Source organism: Cryptosporangium aurantiacum (assembly GCF_900143005.1).
GTDB classification, from domain to species: domain Bacteria; phylum Actinomycetota; class Actinomycetes; order Mycobacteriales; family Cryptosporangiaceae; genus Cryptosporangium; species Cryptosporangium aurantiacum.
On record NZ_FRCS01000003.1, the window covers coordinates 512,399 to 530,787 of the forward strand.

Annotated in this window: 15 protein-coding genes; 3 read left to right on the plus strand and 12 right to left on the minus strand. The window is 70.6% G+C overall.

What is annotated here, in order from left to right; translation table 11 throughout:
* Positions 1-14: 14 nt before the first annotated feature.
* The gene (gene hpaH, locus BUB75_RS13285; RefSeq protein WP_073256571.1) at positions 15-845 is read right to left on the minus strand and encodes a 2-oxo-hept-4-ene-1,7-dioate hydratase; all 831 of its coding nucleotides are present in this window, start codon (positions 843-845) and stop codon (positions 15-17) included.
* Positions 845-1,729, minus strand: a complete 885-nt coding sequence (locus BUB75_RS13290; protein ID WP_143175170.1) for an alpha/beta fold hydrolase — start codon at positions 1,727-1,729, stop codon at positions 845-847. The genes hpaH and BUB75_RS13290 overlap by 1 nt, the downstream gene beginning before the upstream one ends.
* A gap of 176 nt (positions 1,730-1,905) precedes the next feature.
* Here BUB75_RS13290 and BUB75_RS13295 point away from each other — a divergent pair, with 176 nt between their 5' ends.
* Complete coding sequence (locus BUB75_RS13295; RefSeq protein WP_073256577.1) at positions 1,906-4,161, plus strand: acyl-CoA dehydrogenase family protein; 2,256 nt, start codon at positions 1,906-1,908, stop codon at positions 4,159-4,161.
* A gap of 61 nt (positions 4,162-4,222) precedes the next feature.
* On the opposite strand, the gene BUB75_RS13300 is transcribed toward BUB75_RS13295, so the two are convergent.
* Both BUB75_RS13300 and BUB75_RS13305 read right to left on the minus strand, forming a co-directional pair.
* Positions 4,223-5,833 (minus strand): bifunctional 3-(3-hydroxy-phenyl)propionate/3-hydroxycinnamic acid hydroxylase, encoded by a 1,611-nt coding sequence (locus BUB75_RS13300; RefSeq protein ID WP_073256580.1) that lies wholly within the window; start codon positions 5,831-5,833, stop codon positions 4,223-4,225.
* A gap of 45 nt (positions 5,834-5,878) precedes the next feature.
* Positions 5,879-6,505 carry a nuclear transport factor 2 family protein gene (locus BUB75_RS13305; RefSeq protein ID WP_073256583.1) on the minus strand — a complete coding sequence of 209 codons (627 nt, stop codon included), beginning with the start codon at positions 6,503-6,505 and terminating at the stop codon, positions 5,879-5,881.
* Between the two features lie 168 nt (positions 6,506-6,673).
* Between BUB75_RS13305 and BUB75_RS13310 the strand changes: the two genes are divergently transcribed.
* On the plus strand, positions 6,674-7,588 hold the full coding sequence (locus BUB75_RS13310; RefSeq protein ID WP_073256586.1) for a TIGR03619 family F420-dependent LLM class oxidoreductase: 915 nt from the start codon (positions 6,674-6,676) through the stop codon (positions 7,586-7,588).
* A 4-nt stretch (positions 7,589-7,592) separates the two neighbouring features.
* Here the strand turns inward: BUB75_RS13310 and BUB75_RS13315 are convergent, their stop codons facing one another.
* Positions 7,593-7,919, minus strand: a complete 327-nt coding sequence (locus tag BUB75_RS13315) for an acyl-CoA synthase (RefSeq protein ID WP_143175171.1) — start codon at positions 7,917-7,919, stop codon at positions 7,593-7,595.
* A gap of 99 nt (positions 7,920-8,018) precedes the next feature.
* Between BUB75_RS13315 and BUB75_RS13320 the strand changes: the two genes are divergently transcribed.
* Positions 8,019-9,188 carry an amidohydrolase family protein gene (locus BUB75_RS13320; RefSeq protein WP_073256589.1) on the plus strand — a complete coding sequence of 390 codons (1,170 nt, stop codon included), beginning with the start codon at positions 8,019-8,021 and terminating at the stop codon, positions 9,186-9,188.
* A gap of 158 nt (positions 9,189-9,346) precedes the next feature.
* Here BUB75_RS13320 and BUB75_RS13325 read toward each other — a convergent pair whose 3' ends face one another.
* From BUB75_RS13325 to BUB75_RS13355, 7 genes are all read right to left on the minus strand, one after another.
* A complete protein-coding gene (locus BUB75_RS13325) occupies positions 9,347-10,213 on the minus strand; it encodes a mycofactocin-coupled SDR family oxidoreductase (protein ID WP_073256592.1) in 867 nt (288 codons plus the stop codon).
* Between the two features lie 31 nt (positions 10,214-10,244).
* Positions 10,245-11,714, minus strand: coding sequence for an aldehyde dehydrogenase family protein (locus tag BUB75_RS13330; protein ID WP_073256595.1), 1,470 nt, complete (start codon positions 11,712-11,714; stop codon positions 10,245-10,247).
* Positions 11,715-11,723: 9 nt separating this feature from the next.
* On the minus strand, positions 11,724-13,256 hold the full coding sequence (locus BUB75_RS13335; RefSeq protein WP_073256598.1) for a class I adenylate-forming enzyme family protein: 1,533 nt from the start codon (positions 13,254-13,256) through the stop codon (positions 11,724-11,726).
* Complete coding sequence (locus tag BUB75_RS13340) at positions 13,253-14,872, minus strand: FAD-dependent oxidoreductase (RefSeq protein WP_073256601.1); 1,620 nt, start codon at positions 14,870-14,872, stop codon at positions 13,253-13,255. Before BUB75_RS13340 ends, BUB75_RS13335 begins: the two co-directional genes overlap by 4 nt.
* Positions 14,873-14,926: 54 nt before the next feature.
* Positions 14,927-15,787 carry a 3-carboxyethylcatechol 2,3-dioxygenase gene (locus BUB75_RS13345; protein ID WP_073257221.1) on the minus strand — a complete coding sequence of 287 codons (861 nt, stop codon included), beginning with the start codon at positions 15,785-15,787 and terminating at the stop codon, positions 14,927-14,929.
* A gap of 96 nt (positions 15,788-15,883) precedes the next feature.
* Positions 15,884-16,534 carry a cysteine hydrolase family protein gene (locus BUB75_RS13350; protein WP_073256604.1) on the minus strand — a complete coding sequence of 217 codons (651 nt, stop codon included), beginning with the start codon at positions 16,532-16,534 and terminating at the stop codon, positions 15,884-15,886.
* Positions 16,535-16,546: 12 nt separating this feature from the next.
* Entirely contained in the window at positions 16,547-18,148 is a 1,602-nt protein-coding gene (locus BUB75_RS13355) for a flavin-containing monooxygenase (RefSeq protein ID WP_073256607.1), read from the minus strand.
* Positions 18,149-18,389: the final 241 nt, after the last annotated feature.

The window sequence follows — 18,389 nt, forward strand, 5'->3', positions numbered from 1 at the left end:
GGCGGCCGTCAGACTCACGACGCGCCCCGAGCTCGAGGGGCGGTTCGCGCGAACCGGCAGCCCACCGTGCCGAGCGGCCCGTAGTCGGCAAGGAATACGTCACCGTCCTCGGCGTGCACGGGCCGCGTGAAGGACCCGGCGAGGATGACGTGACCGGGTTCCAGTCCGACGCCGTACGGGGCGAGCCGGTTGGCCAGCCAGGCCACCCCGTTCCCGGGGTGGTTGAGTACGGCCGCGGCCACACCGGACTCCTCGATCACACCATTGCGGTAGAGCAACGCGCTGACCCAGCGCAGGTCGACGTCCATCGGCCGCACCGGCCGGCCACCGAGGACCAGCCCGGCGTCGGCCGCGTTGTCGGCGATCGTGTCGACGATCGTTCGCAGGTGCCCGGTCTCCGGATCCGACATCTGCACTCGGGCGTCGAGGATCTCCAGCGCCGGGGTCACGTACTCGGTGGCGCGGAGGACGTCGAACAGCGTGACACCCGGCCCCTTGAGGGTCGTGCCGAGCACGAACGCCAGCTCGACCTCGACCCGCGGACGGATGAACCGGTCGTACGGCACGGTCGCGGAGTCCTCGAAGAACATATCGTCGAAGAGCGCGCCGTAGTCCGGCTCGGTGATCGAGACGGCCTGCTGCATCGCCCGCGACGTCAGGCCGATCTTGCGACCGCGCAGCACCCGTCCGGCCGCGAGTTTGGCCGCGACCCACTCGTGCTGCACGGCGTAGGCGTCCGCGATCGTCATCTCCGGGTGCTGCAGGGAGAGCTGGCGGATCGGCGTCCGGTCGCGTTCGGCGGCGTCCAACCTCCGGGCCAGCTCGGCGATCACCTCGGGCTCCATCACACCTCCCGGCGCAGGAAGTCCAGCGCGGCCGCGTTGAACACGTCGGGGTCCTCGAAGTGCGGCCAGTGTTTGGTCTCCGGCATCTCCAGGACACTCGCGTCGGGGATGAGCTCGGCGACCCGGCGCGCGGTGCTCTGGTACTCGCCGTGGTCGCGGCCGGACGCCACGACCAGCGTGGGCGCCGCGATCGCCTTCCAGTCCGCCTCGGGGATGAGGTTGCGCTCCCTGGCCTGCTCGTCCTGGAGGATCAGCAGGTGGTCGATCGTGGCCCGGGTGTCCGGGAGCCGGTAGATGGCCTGCCGGAGTGCGATGACGTCCGGGATCCGGTTGCGCTCGTCCGCGATGAGGTGGTCGAACATCGCCTTGATCGAGTCCCAGTCGGGGTTCTCGACCGCCCGGGTGCGCTCGGCGCGGATCCGGGCCATGTTCGACGCGGTGGCGAGGAGGCCGGCCGGGGACATCAGGATCAACCGCTCGACCCGCGCCGGGTGGTCGACTGCCAGCTTCGCGGCCACCCAGGCACCCAGCGACATGCCGACGACGGCGGCGCGCTCCATCTCGAAGTGGTCGAGCACCGCGACCACCTGCGCGAGATACTCCTGGATCTCGTAGTCGTAGTCCGGCTTGGCCGAGAACCCGTTGCCGACCATGTCGATCGCCACGCAGTGGAAGTGCTCGGCCAGCGGCCCGAGGTTGGGCGCGAACGTCTCCCAGTGACCGCCGGTGCCGTGGAGTAACACCACCGGCGGTGCCGCCGGGTTCCCGGCCTCGACGAACCGGGTGCGGACGCCGGCGGCGTCCAGGAAACCCTGGCGGAACTCCACGGTTCGCAGGTGGGTCCAGATACTCCGGTACGGCGTCGCGGCGCGCTCTTCGGTCATCATTGGCCCTTCAGCGGCGGGACTAGTTTCTGACAGTCAGTCTATGCTTAGACCCGGGGTTCGGGGTGATTTTCTGACGCAGTGTATGCCACGATCATGCCTGCCGGGCTTCCGTGGTGTGACGCGGTCGGCGTCCGGTCTGACACCCCATACAACTAGGCCGGAGGTTACCGACGATGAACATCGAGGTTGGCGTCGCGGACAACGACGAGCAGGCCGCCCTCGCTGACGCCGTCCGGCGCGCACTGGCTCGCCAGTGGACCAGCGACGAGCGGCAGAAGAGGATCAGCGATCCCGCCTCGGTGACCGAACGCCCGCTGTGGGCGACGCTCACGGAGCTGGGTGTCCCCGGCCTCCCCGTGCCGGAGGACCTGGGTGGCTCCGGCGGAACCTGGAGCGACCTCGGCGTCGCGCTCGAGGCCGCCGGCGCCGTGCTCGCCCCGACCCCCGCCGTCGGCGTGGCCGGCGCGCTCGGCGCCCTCGAACAGCGCAGCGGCACCGACGCGGCACGGCTGCGCACCGGCCTGGTCACCGGCGCGACGATCGCCACCGTCGCTTGGGCGGACGAGACCGCCGAGCCGGTCGAGGCCAGGACCGACGGCGCGGGCGCCCAGGGCAACACGGTCCTCGTGACCGGCGGCCGCGACCTGCTACTGACTCCCGAAGCCGACACCGTGATTCTGCTCGCCACGTCCGGCGAGGGGCCGCTGCTGGTCGCCGTCGAGACGAACGCCGAGGGCGTCACGGTCCAGCGACACGACGGACTGGACCTCACCCGACCGACCGGCACGCTCATCCTGCGGGGCGCTCTCGCCACCGTGCTGGCCGCGGGTGAGACCGCGGTGGCCGCCGAGCGCCGCAGCCGGGTCGCCGGTGGCGCCGCCCTCGCCAATGAGCTCGTCGGCGCCGTCGCGCACTGCCTGGCCGGTGCGGTCTCCTACGCCGCCGACCGGGAGCAGTTCGGCCGGCCGATCGGCGCGTTCCAGGCCGTCAAACACCGCTGCGCCGACGTGCTCGCCGCGCTCGAGCTGGCCCGGGCCGCCGCTCGCGCGGTCACCGCGTTACTGGACGACGCCGGGGCCGATCCGGACGCACTCGACGACGCGGTCGCGCTCGCGCTGCTGCAGGCCGGACGCGCACTGCACGAGGCGTCCAACGGCTACATCCAGACTCTGGGCGGCGTCGGGTTCACCTGGGAGCACGAGGCGCACCTGTACTTCCGCCGCTCCGGCGCCTCGGCGGCGTTCTTCGGCGGGGCCGACGCCCACCTGGCCCGCCTGGACCCTGTTGCGGCCGGCGCGGCGAAGCCGCCGACGTTCACCGGCCCCGCCGCCGAACTCGCGGCCCAGGTAGACGCACTGCTTCCCGCGCACCGCGCGAAGTGGGGCGACGACGACTCGTTCGCCGCGCGTCTGGACTGGCAGCGCACCCTCCACGCGGTCGGGTGGATCGCACCGCAGTGGCCGACCGAGTTCGGTGGCAAGGGCTTGGACATCGTCGACCAAGTGCGGTGCGACAACGTCCTGGCGGTCCGCGGCGCCCCCGCACTCGCCGGCGTGCTCGGCGTCAACAACGTCGCACCGACCCTGATGCACTGGGGCACGCCCGAGCAACAGCAGCACCTCGCGGGGATCCAGGCCGGCACCGAGGTCTGGTGCCAGGGCTTCTCCGAGCCCGGCGCCGGGAGCGACCTGGCGTCCCTGCGCACCAAGGCGGTGCTCGTCGGTGAGGGCGACGACCGGGAATTCGTGGTCACCGGACAGAAGATCTGGACGTCGGAGGGCATGGAGGCCGACTACTGCCTGCTGCTCGTCCGCACCGACCCGGACGCGCGCCCGCACAAGGGCATCTCCGCGCTGCTCGTTCCGCTCGACCTCCCTGGCATCACTCGCCGTCCGATCACGCAGATCACCGGTGAGGGCGGTTTCGCGGAACTCTTCTTCGACGAGGTGCGGGCTCCGTACTCGCGGCTGCTCGGGCCACTGCACGGCGGCTGGACCGTGACGATGACGACGCTCGCCTTCGAGCGGTCCGGCGTGATCATGATGGCCGGCCGGCTCGAACAGGAGGTGCGCGAGGCGGTCGACGAACTATCCGGTCGCGATCTGCCGTCCGGTGTCCGGCTGGCGCTGACCGATCGTCTGGTCGAGGCCCGGCTACTCGGTGCGCTCGGCGAACGGGCGCTCGGACGCATCGCCGCCGGGGGCGCGCCCGGGCCGGAACACTCGGTGATCAAGCTGGCGTGGTCGCTGGCGTCGACGCATCTGGGCGAGACCCGGTTGGCGGCCCTCGGTCCGGACGCCGTGACCGCCCCGGTAGGCCGGGCCGCACGCCACGGCTACCTGCTCAGTCGCGCGTCGACGATCGCCGGGGGCACGACCGACATCATGCGCAACATCCTGGCCGAGCGCGTGCTGGGCATGCCCCGCTGACACGAGTGGGCCGGGCTCGCGCGCGAGCCCGGCCAAACTCGTCTCCGTGGTCAGGGCGACCTCAGTACGGAAGGTCGAGTGCCGCCGCGAGGCGGGTCAGGATCTCGGGCAGCGCGTCCGGCCCACAGGCCGCCGCGACGTAGCGGTCCGGCCGGACGACGAGGATCCGCTCGGCCGGCCTGGCCAGGAGCAGGTCGCGGAATCCGCCTTCGTCGTCGATCAGCACGCCGGTGCCGTCCACGAGATCCCGGTCGACGCCGTGGCGACGCCCTGGAGCGGCGGGCAGGACGCGCCAGAGCCGGGCGTCCATTCGCGTCAGTAGCGTCCGGGCATCGGCGGACAGGCCACGACCGGGGTCCCCGTCGAGTCCGATCACGGCGAACACCGGGCCGAGGACGTCGTCGAGCCGCCGTCGCGCACCCTCGGCATCGGTGACGAACGGCTGGCCGAGCAGGCGCCCCACCGGCGACGCCGCGTCCGGCCGAGCCGGGGGCACCACGACACCACGCTCGTACCGGGGCGCCGGCTTGTACTTCATCTGCAGGATGTAGTCCCGGGCACCCGGCACGCGCTGCACACCCCGGAACAGCCCGTCCCGGACGATCTCGGTGGCCCGATTACGCGGTTGGTACATCCGCCCGACCCGGGTGGCGAACGAGACCATCGCCGACGCGTGGTGCCGCCGCTCGGTGTCGTAGGTGTCCAGCAGACCCTCGCCGGCCCGGCCCGCGGTCACCGCGGCCAGCTTCCACGCCAGGTTCGTCGCGTCCCGGATCCCGGAGTTCATGCCCTGGCCGAAGAACGGCGGTTGCAGGTGGGCGGCGTCGCCACCGAGGAACACGGGGCCGGACCGGAAGCGCTCGGCGATCCGTGAGTGGTGCCAGTACACCCGCCGGCCCTGGATCGTCGGCAGCGGCAACGAGGGGTAGAACGGCCGGAGCAGGCCGGTGACGAACTCGTCGGTGACGACCCGCTGTTCGTCCTCGCCGGGCAGCAGCTTGAACTCGAACCGCCGGTGCGCGTAGGGCAGCGGGATCGTCATCGCCGGCCGGTCGGGGTCGCAGTAGACCGCCGAATACAGCGTCTGCAGGCTGTCGTCGGCGACGTCGATCACCAGCCAGCGCGACGCCGCCGTCTCCCCGACCAAGGGGATCCCGAGCCGCTCGCGGACGAAGCTGCGCCCGCCGTCGGCCCCCACCACGTAGCGAGCCCGCACGGCGAGCCCTCCCCCGGCGGTCTTGGCCTCCAGCGCTACCCCGTCGGGCCCGACGTCCAGGCCGGTGACCTCCGCGCCCGGGTACAGGGTGACCTGGTCGAACCGCTCCAGGCCGCGGCGCAACGACGCTTCCGTCACCGGTTGGAGGAAGAGGTTGCGCCGCGGCCAGCCGTAGGGACGGCCGCTCGGCCCGACGTGCGCGAGCCGCCTACCGGTCGAGCTGTGGTACCGGATCGGGGCGTTGAGGATCAGGTCGGGAAGCACGTCGTCGATCACGCCGGCCGTCTGGAACGTGCGCAGCGACTCGTCGTCGATGGCCACCGCCCGTGGGTACGGGGTGACGTCGGGCTCGCGGTCGAGCACCGCCGTCCGCACCCCGTAGGTTCCCAGCAGGTTGGCCAGCGTGATCCCGCACGGCCCCGCTCCGACGACCGCCACCTCGACGTCGATGTCCACCGATCCTGCCCTTCGTGCTCGTGAGTTGTCCGGTACCGGGGCCGGTCAGGCCCGGCGGGTCGAGGCCGGGCGCGGGTGTCGTGTCCCGAACGTCATCTCGCGGAGGCTGCCGATCGGTGGCACGTCCTTACCCAGCCACGACGGCTTGGCGGTGTGTCCGGTCGGCGGCTTTGCCCACTCGATCGGACCCCAGTCCGCCCGCGACAGCGGATCGGTGGCCTCCGCGCCGGCTTCGTCCCGGGCGGCGGCGTAGCGCTGGTTGAACAGCTTCATCTCCTGCACGGTCCACCAGTCGTCCTCGCTGGCCCACTTCCCGTCACCGGCGTACTGGATGACCTGCAGCGAGGGAAACTCCAGCGCCGGGGCGCCCGGCACCGGGTTGTCGGCCCGGTTCAGCACCTTGTAGACGATCTGCCGGCCGTCGATGACGTACCAGACGAGCGGGGAGTAGACGTGCGCGGCGAACGACATCGTGCCTTCGAGGAACTGCTGGATCTCCGCCGGCCCGTGGAACGTCCCCCAGAAGTGGTCGTTGTAGGTGGCGTCCTCGGTGAACAGCTGCGACCACGCCACCCAGTCCTCGCCGACCGGTCCGGTCAGGAAGTAGTGCCGAAACGCGGCCTCCACCTCGTCCCGGCCGACCTCCGGGGCCTCGTTGCCCGTTCCGCTCATGGGATCGCCTCCACCTCTCGACTCCGAACGTCCGTCTATCTGACGTTAGCGTCACTCGCTCGTGCAGGTAAAGAGATCGTTTCTCGATGCTGGTTCTGACAAAACGTTGACGCACTGGACGCTGCGCGGCGAGCATCGGTGCAGCCGAACACCGATCAAGGGAGATCAGTGAAATTCACGGTGGAGTACCCGATCGAGCGCGGCCCGTACGCGCCCGAGTTCCTCGACCCCGACGCACTGGCCGAATTCGCGCGCACCGCCGAGGCCGCGGGCTTCGACGCGATCGCGTTCAGCGAGCACCCCGCTCCGTCCCGCAAGTGGATCGAGGCCGGCGGGCACGACACGTTCGATCCGCTGGCCGCGCTCGCGTTCTGTGCCGCCGCGACCAGCCGGATCCGGCTGATGACGCACTTGCTGGTCTTGCCATACCACAACCCGCTCCAGGTCGCGAAGACGCTGGCCACTGTCGACATCCTGTCCCGCGGCCGACTCGTCGTCGTGGCAGGGACCGGGTACCTGCGCTCGGAGTTCGCGGCCGTCGGCGTCGACTTCGACCAGCGCAACACGCTGTTCGACGAGGCGGTCGCGGCGATCACCACCGCCTGGTCCGGCGACGCCTACGCCTACCAGGGCCGCCACTTCCGAGCCGTCGACCAGGTCCTGCGACCACGACCGCTCCAGCAGCCGCATCCACCACTCTGGATCGGCGGCAACAGCCCACTGACCCGGCGACGCGTGGTGCGCTACGGCCGCGGCTGGTCTCCGATGCTCACCGCCGGCCGGCACGCGCCGTCCCTCCGGACGCCCCCGATCGACTCGATCGAGGAGCTGGCCGCCGCGGTCACCGACCTCCACGCCCAGCTCCGGGACGCCGGACGCCAGCCGGACGAGGTGGAGATCCAGCTGGAAGCGCCGACTCCGGCCGAAGCCGGCGGGCCCGCCGATCCGGCGGCGCACCGCGAGACGCTGCAGGACTACGCGAAGGCCGGAGTGACGTCGGCGCTGGTGCACGTACCGGCCGACAGTCTCGAGAACGCGCTGGCCGCGGTGCGCGACTATGGCGCCGCAGCGATCTCCGCCTGAGGTCCTACACCGTGTTGCGGCGGGCCTTTCCGGCGTAGCCGAAGAAGCGCTGGAAGTTCTCGTCGTTGATCGGTTGGGCCCGGTTGCGCTGCTGACCTTCTTCCAGGGCGGCCAGCCGGGCCCTGGCGCTGGCCAGCGCGGCCTCGTCGACGCTGCCCGCCCGCTCGAGTTCGGCGACCGTCCGGCGCATGGATCGAATCTCGATCTCCAGCCGCGCACCGGCTTCGCCGAACGTCAGCAGGTCGTAGTCGTCCTCCTCCGGACGCTCTACGGCCTCGAGGGCTTCGTCGTCGGCCGGACCGTCGACCGCGTCGTTGCGCGTCTCCGTCATGGCGAATCCTCCGGGACTCTGGTGATGCAGCGCACACAGCATATACAGTTTTTCGTGTACGGCGCGTCAGAAAGTTGTGCGCTATCTCGGGAGGCACCGATGCCACTGCAAGAACACCACCAGATCGTCTCGGTCGATGACCACCTCGTGGAGCATCCCCGCGTCTGGCAGGACCGCATTCCGGAGCGGTACCGGGAGGCCGCGCCGAGGATCGTCGAGGCGAACGGCAAGCACGTCTGGCACTACGACGGGAACGTGTTCCCCACCATCGGGCTGAACGCCGTCGCCGGGAAGGACCCCAAGGAGTGGGGTATGGATCCGGTCCGCTACGAGGACATGATCCCCGGCTGCTATGACCCGGTCGCGCGGGTCAAGGACATGGACCTCGACGGAGTGCAGGCCGCCCTGTGCTTCCCGTCCTTCCCCGGCTTCGGCGGCGGCACGTTCTTCCGCGCCAAGGACAAGGACTTGGCGCTGCTCTGCGTGCAGGCCTGGAACGACTTCTACATCGACGAGTGGTGCGCGACCGCGCCCGACCGGTTCGTTCCGATGGCCATCCTGCCGGTCTGGGACATCGGCCTGACGGTCAAGGAAGCACAGCGCACGGCCGCCAAGGGCGCCCGGACGTTCTCCTTCCCGGACAGCCCGGTGCCGCTGGGGCTGCCGTCCTTCCACAGCCGGCACTGGGACCCGTTGTGGCAGGTGGCGTCGGATGCCGAGGTGCCGATCTCGCTGCACTTCGGCTCCGGCTCGTTCGTGCCCGGCTTCTCCTTCTCCGGAAAGGCGCCGGGGCCGGAGATGGCGGCCGAGAACGTGCCGTTCGTGGTGCCGATCATCCTGTTCGGCTGCAACCTGATGTGGAGCACCGTCGACCTGCTGTTCTCCGGCGCCCTCCAGCGGTTCCCGAAGCTGCAGTTCTCGCTCGCCGAAGGCGGCATCGGCTGGCTGCCCTACATCCTGGAGCGCTCCGACTTCGCCTGGGACCGGCACCGCTGGTACCAGGACATCGATAAAGAGACGCGCCCGAGCGACCTGTTCCGGAAGCACTTCTGGGGCTGCTTCATCGACGATGAGCACGGGGTACTCAACCGCCACACGATCGGCGTCGACCGGCTCACGCTGGAGATCGACTACCCGCACTCGGACTCGAACTGGCCCAACAGCCGCAAGCGGGCCGCTGAGGTGCTGGCCGACGTTCCGGACGACGAGGTCGAGATGATCGTCGAGACCAACGCCCGCCGGATGCTGCGCTTCCCTCGCCTGGGCTGACAGCGCGCAAAGGGCTCCGGGCCATGTTGGCCCGGAGCCCTTTCGTTATGGTGACAGACCGTCAGAGACTCGCAGGCCGCAGCCCGGCGCGGATACACGCAAAACCGGGCTCTAAGTCGCGCCTACAGCCCGGGTTCGCGTCAACGCACGCGCTCGGCTCAGCCGGGGGCGCCGGACGAGGTGGCGGCGAGCAGCGCACCCGCGTCGACCTTCAGCTGAAGCCCGGTGACGTATCGCGCTTCGTCGGAGGCGAGGAAGAGGACCGCGTTGCTGATGTCCTGCGGTTCGACGAACCCGATCGGCATCGGCTGCATCGCCCCGAACGCGGGCACGGCGTCCTCGCGGGTGGGGTTCTCCAGGTCGGGGCGGAAGATCTTGTACATCGGCGCGCTGTTGAGCATGTCGGTGTTGACGTTCGTCGGGTGCACGGCGTTGACCCGGATCGAGTGCGGCGCGAGTTGGAGCGCGAGGTCGTGGACGAACCGGGCGACCCCCCGCTTGGCGTGGCCGTAGCCAGCTCCCCCGGGTCCGTTCGCCGGGTTGTCGACGCTGCCCGGCAGCAGGCCGGCGACCGAGCCGGTGGCGATGATCGACGCACCGGCGGTGAGGTGTCGCAGCGCCACGTCGACCGCGTTGATCACCCCGACCAGGTCGACCGAGACCGCGTCGAGGAAGCCCTGCGGCGGCACGTCGGGGCCGAGCGGGCAGATCCCCGCGTTGGCGACGACGATGTCGAGCCGCCCGAGTTCGGCCACGCCCGCGTCGACCGCGGCGGCCAGCGCGGAGCGCTCCCGAACGTCGGCCTGGCGCGTGACCACCCGGCGGTCCAGCTTCTCAATCTGACGCGCAGTCTCCGCCAGATCGTCGAGCGTCGAGAGCGGGTAGTGGTTGGTCTCGATGTCCTGGCAGATGTCGACGGCGATGATGTCGGCGCCCTCCTCAGCCAGCCGTAGCGCATGACTACGGCCCTGACCTCGGGCAGCGCCGGTGACCAGCGCGACTCTCCCGGCGAGACGATCAGACATTTCAGTCCTTCTTCCGTTGTGGCGAGGCTACTCAGGCGGGCCAACCGAGCAGTTTCGTCTCGGTGTACATCTCCAGGCCTTCGATCCCGTTCTGACGCCCTATACCGCTTGAACGGTACCCCCCGTAAGGAGCATCGGCGCCGTACCAGAGACCACCGTTGACGCCGATCGAGCCGGTCCGGATCTGCCCGGCGAGGCGGAGTGCCCGCTCGGTGGACGCGGAGTACACACCGCCGGACAAGCCGTATGGGCTGTCGTTGGCGATCCGCACCGCGTCGGCGTCGTCGTCGTAGGGGATGACGGCCAGTACCGGCCCGAACACCTCCTGCTGAGCCAGCGCCGAGGAGTTGTCGACGTCCACGAACAGGGTCGGTTCGATGAACCAGCCGCGGGTGAGGTGTGCGGGGCGCCCACCGCCGACGACCAGCCGGGCGCCGTCCGCGATCGCCCGGTCGATGTGGGCCTGCACGCGGTCACGCTGCAGGGCGCTGACCTGCGGGCCGGACAGCGTCCCGAGATCGGTCGGGTCGCCGTAGGGGATGCCGGCGACGACCTGGGTGAGGATCTCCACGCCCTCCGCGTACCGGGACCGCGGCAGCAGGATCCTGGTCTGCAGCGCACACCCCTGTCCGGCGTGCATGCAGGCGATACCGGCGCCGGGCAGTACCGCGGCGAAGTCGGCGTCGTCGCAGACGATCATCGCGGACTTGCCGCCCAGCTCGAGGAACACCCGCTTCAAGGTCGCCGCGCCGCGCTCCATGATGCGCTTCCCGGTGGTCGTGGAGCCGGTGAACGAGATCAGGTCGATCCGGGGGTCGAGCGTGAGCTCCTCCCCCACCAGGTGGTCGGCGGAGGCGACGACGTTGACAACGCCGGCCGGGATCTCGGTGTGCTCGGCGATCAACCGGCCGAGGCGGGTGGCGTTCCAGGGGGTGTCCGGCGCGGGTTTGAGGACGACGGTGTTGCCCATCGCGAGGATCGGCCCCAGCTTGTTGACGGTCACCTCGAACGGGAAGTTCCACGGCACCACCGCACCGATCGCGCCGATCGGCTCCTTGCGGACCGCCCGCTTGGCCCGCCCCATCAGGTTGCCGTCGGGCAGTTCGCGCTCCCACTCGAACTCGTCGATCATCGCGGCCGGCCAGGTGAGCGCATCGGCGAGCGGCCAGTCCAGCTGCGCCGCGTAGGTGAGCGCGACCGGGGTGCCCGCCTCGGCCACCAGCTCGGCCCGGAGTTGTTCCCGCTCGGATTCCAGGGCGGTTTGCAGCTGCTCGAGGCAGCGCCGCCGGAATGCCCGGTCAGTGGCCCACACCCCCTCGTCGAAGGCGCGGCGCGCGGCCCCGATCGCGCGCTGCATGTCGGCCTTGGTGCCGTTCGCGACCTGGCCGAGCACCTCCTCGGTCGCGGGGTTGACGTTGTCGAACGTCGAGCCGTCGGAGGATTCGACGAGCTTCCCGTCGATGAGTAGGCGTGGTTCAGGGGTGAAGGCGGGCAGCGTCACGGGAGCACCTCACTGTGCGGGCTGGAAATGATCGAAGCGTCGGGCGAGGGCCGCCTTGGCGACCTTGCCCATGGCGTTGCGGGGCACCTCGTCGACGACCTCGAGCTGCACCGGTAACTTGCGCAGGTTGAGACCCTGCGAGCGCAGGTAGGCGCACACGGCCTCCAGCGTCGGCAGCGGTCCGCCCGGCTCACCGACGACCACCGCGCAGACGCGCTCGCCGGTCCGCGGGTCGGGCAGTCCGATCACGGTCCAGTCCGCCAGCCCGGGACACCCGGCGAGCAGGTCTTCGACCTCGCGCGCCGAGATGTTCTCCATGTTGCGGATGATCACGTCCTTGAGCCGGCCGGTGATCGTGAGGTTGCCTGCGGCGTCGAGAAACGCCAGGTCGCCGGTCTTGAACCAGCCCTCGGCGTCGAACGCGTCGGCGTCCAGGGCGGGGTCGACGTAGCCGACGGTGAGCTGGGGGCCTTTCAGCCGCAGCTCACCGGCCTCCCCGGTCGGGGCACGTGTGCCGTCGTCGCGCACGATCAACGCCGCGCAGTCCGGGCCGGGCGGTCCCTCGGTGGTCGCCATCGTCGCGTCGTCGGCGAGCGGTGAGGCCCAGGCGAAGAACGGGCACTCGGTCAGACCGAAGCCGGACGCGATGCCGGTGCCGCCGAGTTCACCGCGGACCTGCTGGTGCAGGTCGCGCGGGCGGGGAGCGCCGCCGATCAGGAAACACTTCAGCCGGGGGAACAGCGGCACGTCCGGCCGTGTGCGCTGCTCGGCCAGGAACGCGCGCACGAACGGGGTGCCGTTGCCTCCGTAGGTGACGCCCTCCTCGGCGAGCAGCCGGGCGGTCGCGGCGGGTTCGAAGACGTCGGTGATGATCAGACCGGCCCCGGACATCAGCGCCGCGACGACGTGGAGGACGCCGCCGACGTGTGCGAGCGGCGCGAGCGCGGCGATCCGGTCGTCCGGCTCCGGCGCGATCCGTTGGCAGAAGACACGTGCGGCGGCGATCAACCCGGCGTCGGTGTGCCGGGCGCCCTTCGGCGCGGACGTGGTGCCGGAGGTGTAGAACGCCCACCGGTTCACCGGCCCGGACGCTTCGGCCGGCAGCAGTTCCGGGTCGCCGGACGGCAGCGCGCCGTCGGTGACCAACACGTCGAGCCCGGGGACGCGCGCGGCGACGTTCCGGGCCATCACCGCGTGGTCGTGGCCCCGGAACGCCGGCGGCACGATCAGCAGGTCGGCGCCCACCTGCCGGCAGATGAACTCCACCTCCGGCTCGCGCAGCATCATGATCAGCGGGTTCTGGACGGCGCCCAGCCGGGACAGCGCGAACGTGAGCACGATCGTCTCGATCCAGCTCGGCAGCTGCCAGGACACGACCGTGCCCGCTCCGACGCCACGCCCGACCAATCCCGCGGCGGTTCGCTCGACCGCGTCCCGGAACTGGCCGAACGTCATCCGCCGACGGCGCTCGTCGACGACGAGCAGCGCGTCCGGTGTCGCTTCGGCGCGAGCGGCGACCAGGTCGTAGAGTAGGTCGGTCACGCGGGACGCCCGGCCAGGTGGCGTCCCGCGATGTACCCGTAGACCATCGCCGGGCCGAGCGTCCCGCCCGCACCGCCATAGGTCATCCCGAACGGGGAGGCCATCACGTTGCCGGCCGCGTAGAAGCCCTCGATCGGCACCCCGTCGAGGTCGAGCACTCGGGCCTCAGCGTCGGTCTGCGGACCGCCCTTGGTGCCCAGCGCGCCGCTGACCAGCGGAACCGCGTAGAACGGCGGTTCGTCGAGCGGGCCAAGCGTCGCCTCGGGCTTGCCCTTGAGGTACGGATCGCCCCACCAGCGGTCGTGCGCGCTCTCGCCCCGGCGGAAGTCCGGGTCGTGTCCGGCCGCGGCGTGCCCGTTCCAGCGGGTCACCGTGCGCTCGAACTCGTCGGCGGGCACACCGAGGCGGTCGGCCAGCTCTCCGAGCGAGGCCCCGGTGATCAGCCACGGCGGCGGTTCCTCATTCGGCGGGTAGGGGCCGACGGTTCCGTACCGGCGCAGGTACTCCTGGTCGAACACCAGCCAGCACGGCAGGTTCGCGTAGTCGAACGTCGTGACGTCCTCGGCGTGGAACGCACCGCCGAACGCGTTGTAGTTGGCAGCCTCGTTCGTGAAGCGCCGCCCGCTGCGGTTGACGATGATCGAACGCGGGCGGGTGCGGTCCGCGTTGACCATGACGCGGTTCATCGGATTGACCCCGTCGGGCAGTACCGCGACCGGGCTCCACCAGGCCTCGCGCATGTTGCCCAGGGAGACGCCGACCTTCATCGCCATCCGCAGGCCGTCGCCCTCGGACGTCGGCATCGTGACCGGGTGGGTCAGCGGACCCCGCAGGAACGCCTTCTTGTACTCCTCGTTCCACTCGAAGCCACCGGTGGCGAGTACCACCCCGCGGGAGGCGTCGACCTCGGCGGATCCGTCGAAGCGCACACCACTCACCCGGCCGTCGCGGACCACCAGCTCGGTGGCGCGGTGGTCGGTGCGCACCACCACCCCGCTGTCCAGGCATGCCTTGAGCAGGCGGCCCACCAGGGACTGGCCGCGTCCGCGTTCGTCCCGGATCCGCCGCCGCGCGAGTTCCTCGGCCGACGGCGGCTGGGGCACCGCCGCTCCGATCGGCGTCTCCCGCTGGACGAGGTGCAGTTCGGCGAAGTACGGGCCGGGCGTCACCCGGTGGTGCCAGGCGCCGAGCTCGTCGAACGGGAACAGCGGCGTCTCGAGCGTGCGGCCGCCCTCGGGCTTCCCGCCCGGATGCTCGGGGTGGTAGTCCGGGAAGCCCTCGGCGACGTAGAACTCGGTACCGGCCCTGGCGTCCAGGAATTCGACCATCTCCGGGCCGGCCTGCAGGTAGGCCCGGACCAGCGGCTCGGAGAGCAGGCCGCGGGAGAGCGACATGAGGTACGTGAACGCCTCGTCGTCGCTGTCGTGGACGCCGACCCCGGCCATCAGCGGGTTGTTCGGTATCCAGACGTTGCCCCCCGACCACGCGGTGGTGCCGCCGACCTCCGCGGCCTTCTCGAACACGCCGACCGACAGGCCGGACGCGGCCGCGGTGAACGCCGCCGTGAGCCCCGCGGCTCCACTGCCGAGCACGACCACATCAAACTTCTCCGCCATGACGAACACCTTCGGACGCGAGTGCGGACGGCTGGGAGGGACTACGGAAGGGGTTCAGGCCGACGCGACCGCGGCCATACCGGTGATCCACTCCGGCACGGGCTGGTACACCAGCTGCCGCAGCGATCGGCCACCACCGGCGGCGCCCGCGGCCAGCCAGGTGCGTACCTCGTTCGCACCGGCGCCGGCGTCCTGGTGCGCGTGGTCGGTCAGCTCCGTCAGGCGGTCGGTGTCCCAGGACGCCATCGCGGTCAGGAACGCCCGGTCCCAGTCGGGCCGGATCTTGGTGCGCGCGGCCTCCGAGCCCTCGGCGATGAGCCTGGCGCGCTCGTCGTCGTCCAGTTCGTAGGCGTCGACCTCCAGGCTCGGTGGCGAGTGGGACAGGCCACCGGTGCCGATGACGAGCACCCGCGCGCCCACGTCGTCGAGGAAGTTGGCGACCGCCCGGCCGAGCGCCAGGACACGGCCTGCTCGGGGAAGCGGCGCCGTCGCGCAGTTGACGGCCACCGGGATGACCGGCCGCGCGTCCACCGCGCCGAGCAGATCGCGCAGCGGCTGCGCGAACGCGTGGTCGAGGTCGACGTCGCGGCAGACGGCGATGTCGATGCCGGCGGTGAGCAGATGCTCGGTCAGGTTCCGGGCGGTGCCGTACGGAACGTCGAGGGCTGCGGGGCCGTGGTTGCCCTCGGCGATGATCCCGGCCGAGAGGGAGACGGCGAACGACGGGACCACGGTGCGGAACGCGCGGCGGTGGTCGCCGCCGAAGAGGACCACCAGCTCGGGGTCGAACTCGGTCACCAGGTCGCGGGCGCGGGCCAGGCCGGCGCGGAACTCGGTGCCTTCGACCCGCTCGGTGTCGCGCTCCATTCCTGGGCTGTGGCTAGCACACACCACTAGTCGCCGCTGCTCGGCCATCGTGTCCTCCTCGACCCGCACATCTGCCACGCAGCGCGTCAGAACAGTCACTACTCTGCGGTTTCTCGGCCGGTAATTAGTAGACACACTGTCAGATCAATCGGAGAATTGGCAAGACTTCCGATCCCAGATCGCCAGGATCGTCTCCACCGAAACGACCGGCCCCAACAGGCGCATCGCGTAGCGGAGTACGTCCTGACCGAACTCGTACGGCAGGCCCATGACCGCGTCGGACGGGATCACCACGCGGTAGCCCAGGTTGGCCGCCTCGATCGCCATCCCGATCACCGCCTCGTTGAGCGAGACGCCGCCGAGCACGAGCGTCTCCACGCCCATCGCCCGGAGAAGAGCGTCGAGCTCGGTGCCGGTGAACGCGGACAGCCCGTGGTACCGGGCGGCGACCAGATCACGCGGTTCCGGCGCCAGTTCGGGGATCACCTCGGTGTCCGGCGTCCCGGCGACGAGGTACTCGGGGTCGGCGGTCATGACGGCCATCAACGGGGTGTTGACGGTCAGGCCGAGGCGGTCGCGCCGGTACTGGAGCGTCGCGTGCACCACCGCGACGTCGGCGGCCCGCGCCCCGGCCACCAGCCGGGCGAGCGCGCTGATCGTGCCGTGTTCGACGAGCGCGTCGCGCATCGCCGCCATCGGTGGCCGGGCCAGGTCACCGACGATCCCCCGCTGCATCTCCGAGATCACCACGGCGACCCGGGCCGGGTCGCCGAGCAAGGACAGATCGATGGGCATCGCAGCGGCCTCCTAGGACGTGGTGAAACCCTCGTAGTCGGTTGCCGCGACGGCATCGCACCGCTTGCGGTACCGGCTCACGCCGCCGATGTAGGGCATGAACATCCGAGGCTTGCCGGGGACGTTGGCGCCGAGGTACCAGGAGTCGGCCTTGACGTAGAGCGTCCGGTCGGCGACCTCGTTGACGTGATCCACCCAGGCGGCCTCGGCCTCGGGCTCGGCCTCGATCGTCGCCAGACCCTGATCGCGCATCATGACCAGGCAGTCGCCGATCCAGTCGACGTGCTGCTCGATCGAGAGGAAGGCATTGCTGATCACCGACGGGCTCCCCGGTCCGGCGATCAGGAACAGGTTGGGAAACCCCGCGACGGCGAGGCCCAGATAGGTCGTCGGTCCGCCGCTCCACTTCTCCTGGATCGTCCGGGCGTCCCGACCGCGGATGTCCATGCGCAGCACCGCCCCGGTCATCGCGTCGAAGCCGGTGGCGAACACGATGCTGTCCACCGCGTACTCCTGGCCGCCGACGCGGAGACCGCCGGGCGTGAGGCGCTCGATCGGCGTCGCGCGGAGGTCGACGAGCGTCACGTTGTTCCGGTTAAACGTCGCGTAATAGCCGCTGTCGACACAGATCCGCTTCGTTCCGATCGGGTGGTCGCGCGGTGTCAGCAGGTCGGCCGTCGCCGGGTCGGTCACGATGTCGCGGATCTTCTGCCGGACGAACTCCGCGGCGTGCTCGTTCGCGGCCGGGTCGAAGATCAGGTCGTCGAACGCGGCCATGAAGGAGAAGCCACCGGTCCCCCACCGGGATGCGAACTCCGCCGCCCGCTCCACCTCCGAAACCGCCAGAGCGGACACCCGGTTCTGACGCAGGAGGACACCTCCGAACGACCGGCGGGCACGCTCCCGGAACTCGGCGTAGTGCGCCTGACGTTCGCGCATCTCGTCCCTCGGAAGGGGCTCGTTCGACCCGGCGACGCTGAAGTTGGCGGTGCGCTGGAAGACCGTGAGGTGGTCGGCCTGCTCCGCGATGAGCGGGACCGCCTGGATGCCGGACGCGCCGGTGCCGATCACTGCCACCCGCTGCCCGGCGAAGTCCACGCCCTCCTGCGGCCACCGCGCCGTGTGATAGGTCGCTCCGGCGAAGGACTCGCGTCCGGCGATCTCGGGGATCTGGGCCGCCGAGAGGCATCCGGTGGCCAGCACGCAGAAGCGCGTCTGGATCTGGTGGCCGGCGTCGGTCCGGATCGCCCAGTGGTCGGTGTCGAACTCCGCCGAGGTCACGCGGGTTCCGAACGTGATCGCCTCGCGCAGCGCGAACCGGTCGGCCACGTGCTGGGCGTAGCGCAGCATCTCCGGTTGCTCCGGATAGCGGCGGCTCCACACCCACTCCTGCTGGAGCGCGGGAGAGAACGAGTAGGAGTACTCAAGGCTCTCGATGTCGCACCGCGCGCCGGGGTAGCGATTCCAATACCACGTACCGCCGACGTCGCCTCCGGCCTCGAACGCCCGCACCGAGAAACCCAGTTCCCGCAAGCGGTGCACCGCGTACAGACCGGCGAACCCGGCGCCGACGACCACCACGTCGACGTGCTCGAACCCGACGTCAGAAGCCACACTGCCTCCACTCGCAGAATTACCTGCGCACTCTAAGCAGAATCTGACGCAGCGTCTACGATTGCCTGCGCGGGAGCCCTCCCGGGGCCACACGAAGACGTCAGGTCAGAATATGGCGGTGGGTCGGCCATGGGTGGGCGCTTCAGCGCGGCTATCCCCAGGCAATACCTCAAATCCCATGAGCCTCACCTCTTGCCAATCAGTAGACGTGATGTCAGAGTCGCCCCAGCCCGCGGCCGGC

What these genes read in the sequence shown, in the direction of transcription:
- hpaH (WP_073256571.1), bottom strand. Translation starts at nt 845, where the DNA reads ATGGAGCCCGAGGTGATCGCCGAGCTGGCCCGGAGGTTGGACGCCGCC.
- BUB75_RS13290 (WP_143175170.1), bottom strand. Translation starts at nt 1,729, where the DNA reads ATGACCGAAGAGCGCGCCGCGACGCCGTACCGGAGTATCTGGACCCAC.
- BUB75_RS13295 (WP_073256577.1), top strand. Translation starts at nt 1,906, where the DNA reads ATGAACATCGAGGTTGGCGTCGCGGACAACGACGAGCAGGCCGCCCTC.
- BUB75_RS13305 (WP_073256583.1), bottom strand. Translation starts at nt 6,505, where the DNA reads ATGAGCGGAACGGGCAACGAGGCCCCGGAGGTCGGCCGGGACGAGGTG.
- BUB75_RS13315 (WP_143175171.1), bottom strand. Translation starts at nt 7,919, where the DNA reads ATGACGGAGACGCGCAACGACGCGGTCGACGGTCCGGCCGACGACGAA.
- BUB75_RS13320 (WP_073256589.1), top strand. Translation starts at nt 8,019, where the DNA reads ATGCCACTGCAAGAACACCACCAGATCGTCTCGGTCGATGACCACCTC.
- BUB75_RS13325 (WP_073256592.1), bottom strand. Translation starts at nt 10,213, where the DNA reads ATGTCTGATCGTCTCGCCGGGAGAGTCGCGCTGGTCACCGGCGCTGCC.
- BUB75_RS13340 (WP_073256601.1), bottom strand. Translation starts at nt 14,872, where the DNA reads ATGGCGGAGAAGTTTGATGTGGTCGTGCTCGGCAGTGGAGCCGCGGGG.
- BUB75_RS13345 (WP_073257221.1), bottom strand. Translation starts at nt 15,787, where the DNA reads ATGGCCGAGCAGCGGCGACTAGTGGTGTGTGCTAGCCACAGCCCAGGA.
- BUB75_RS13350 (WP_073256604.1), bottom strand. Translation starts at nt 16,534, where the DNA reads ATGCCCATCGATCTGTCCTTGCTCGGCGACCCGGCCCGGGTCGCCGTG.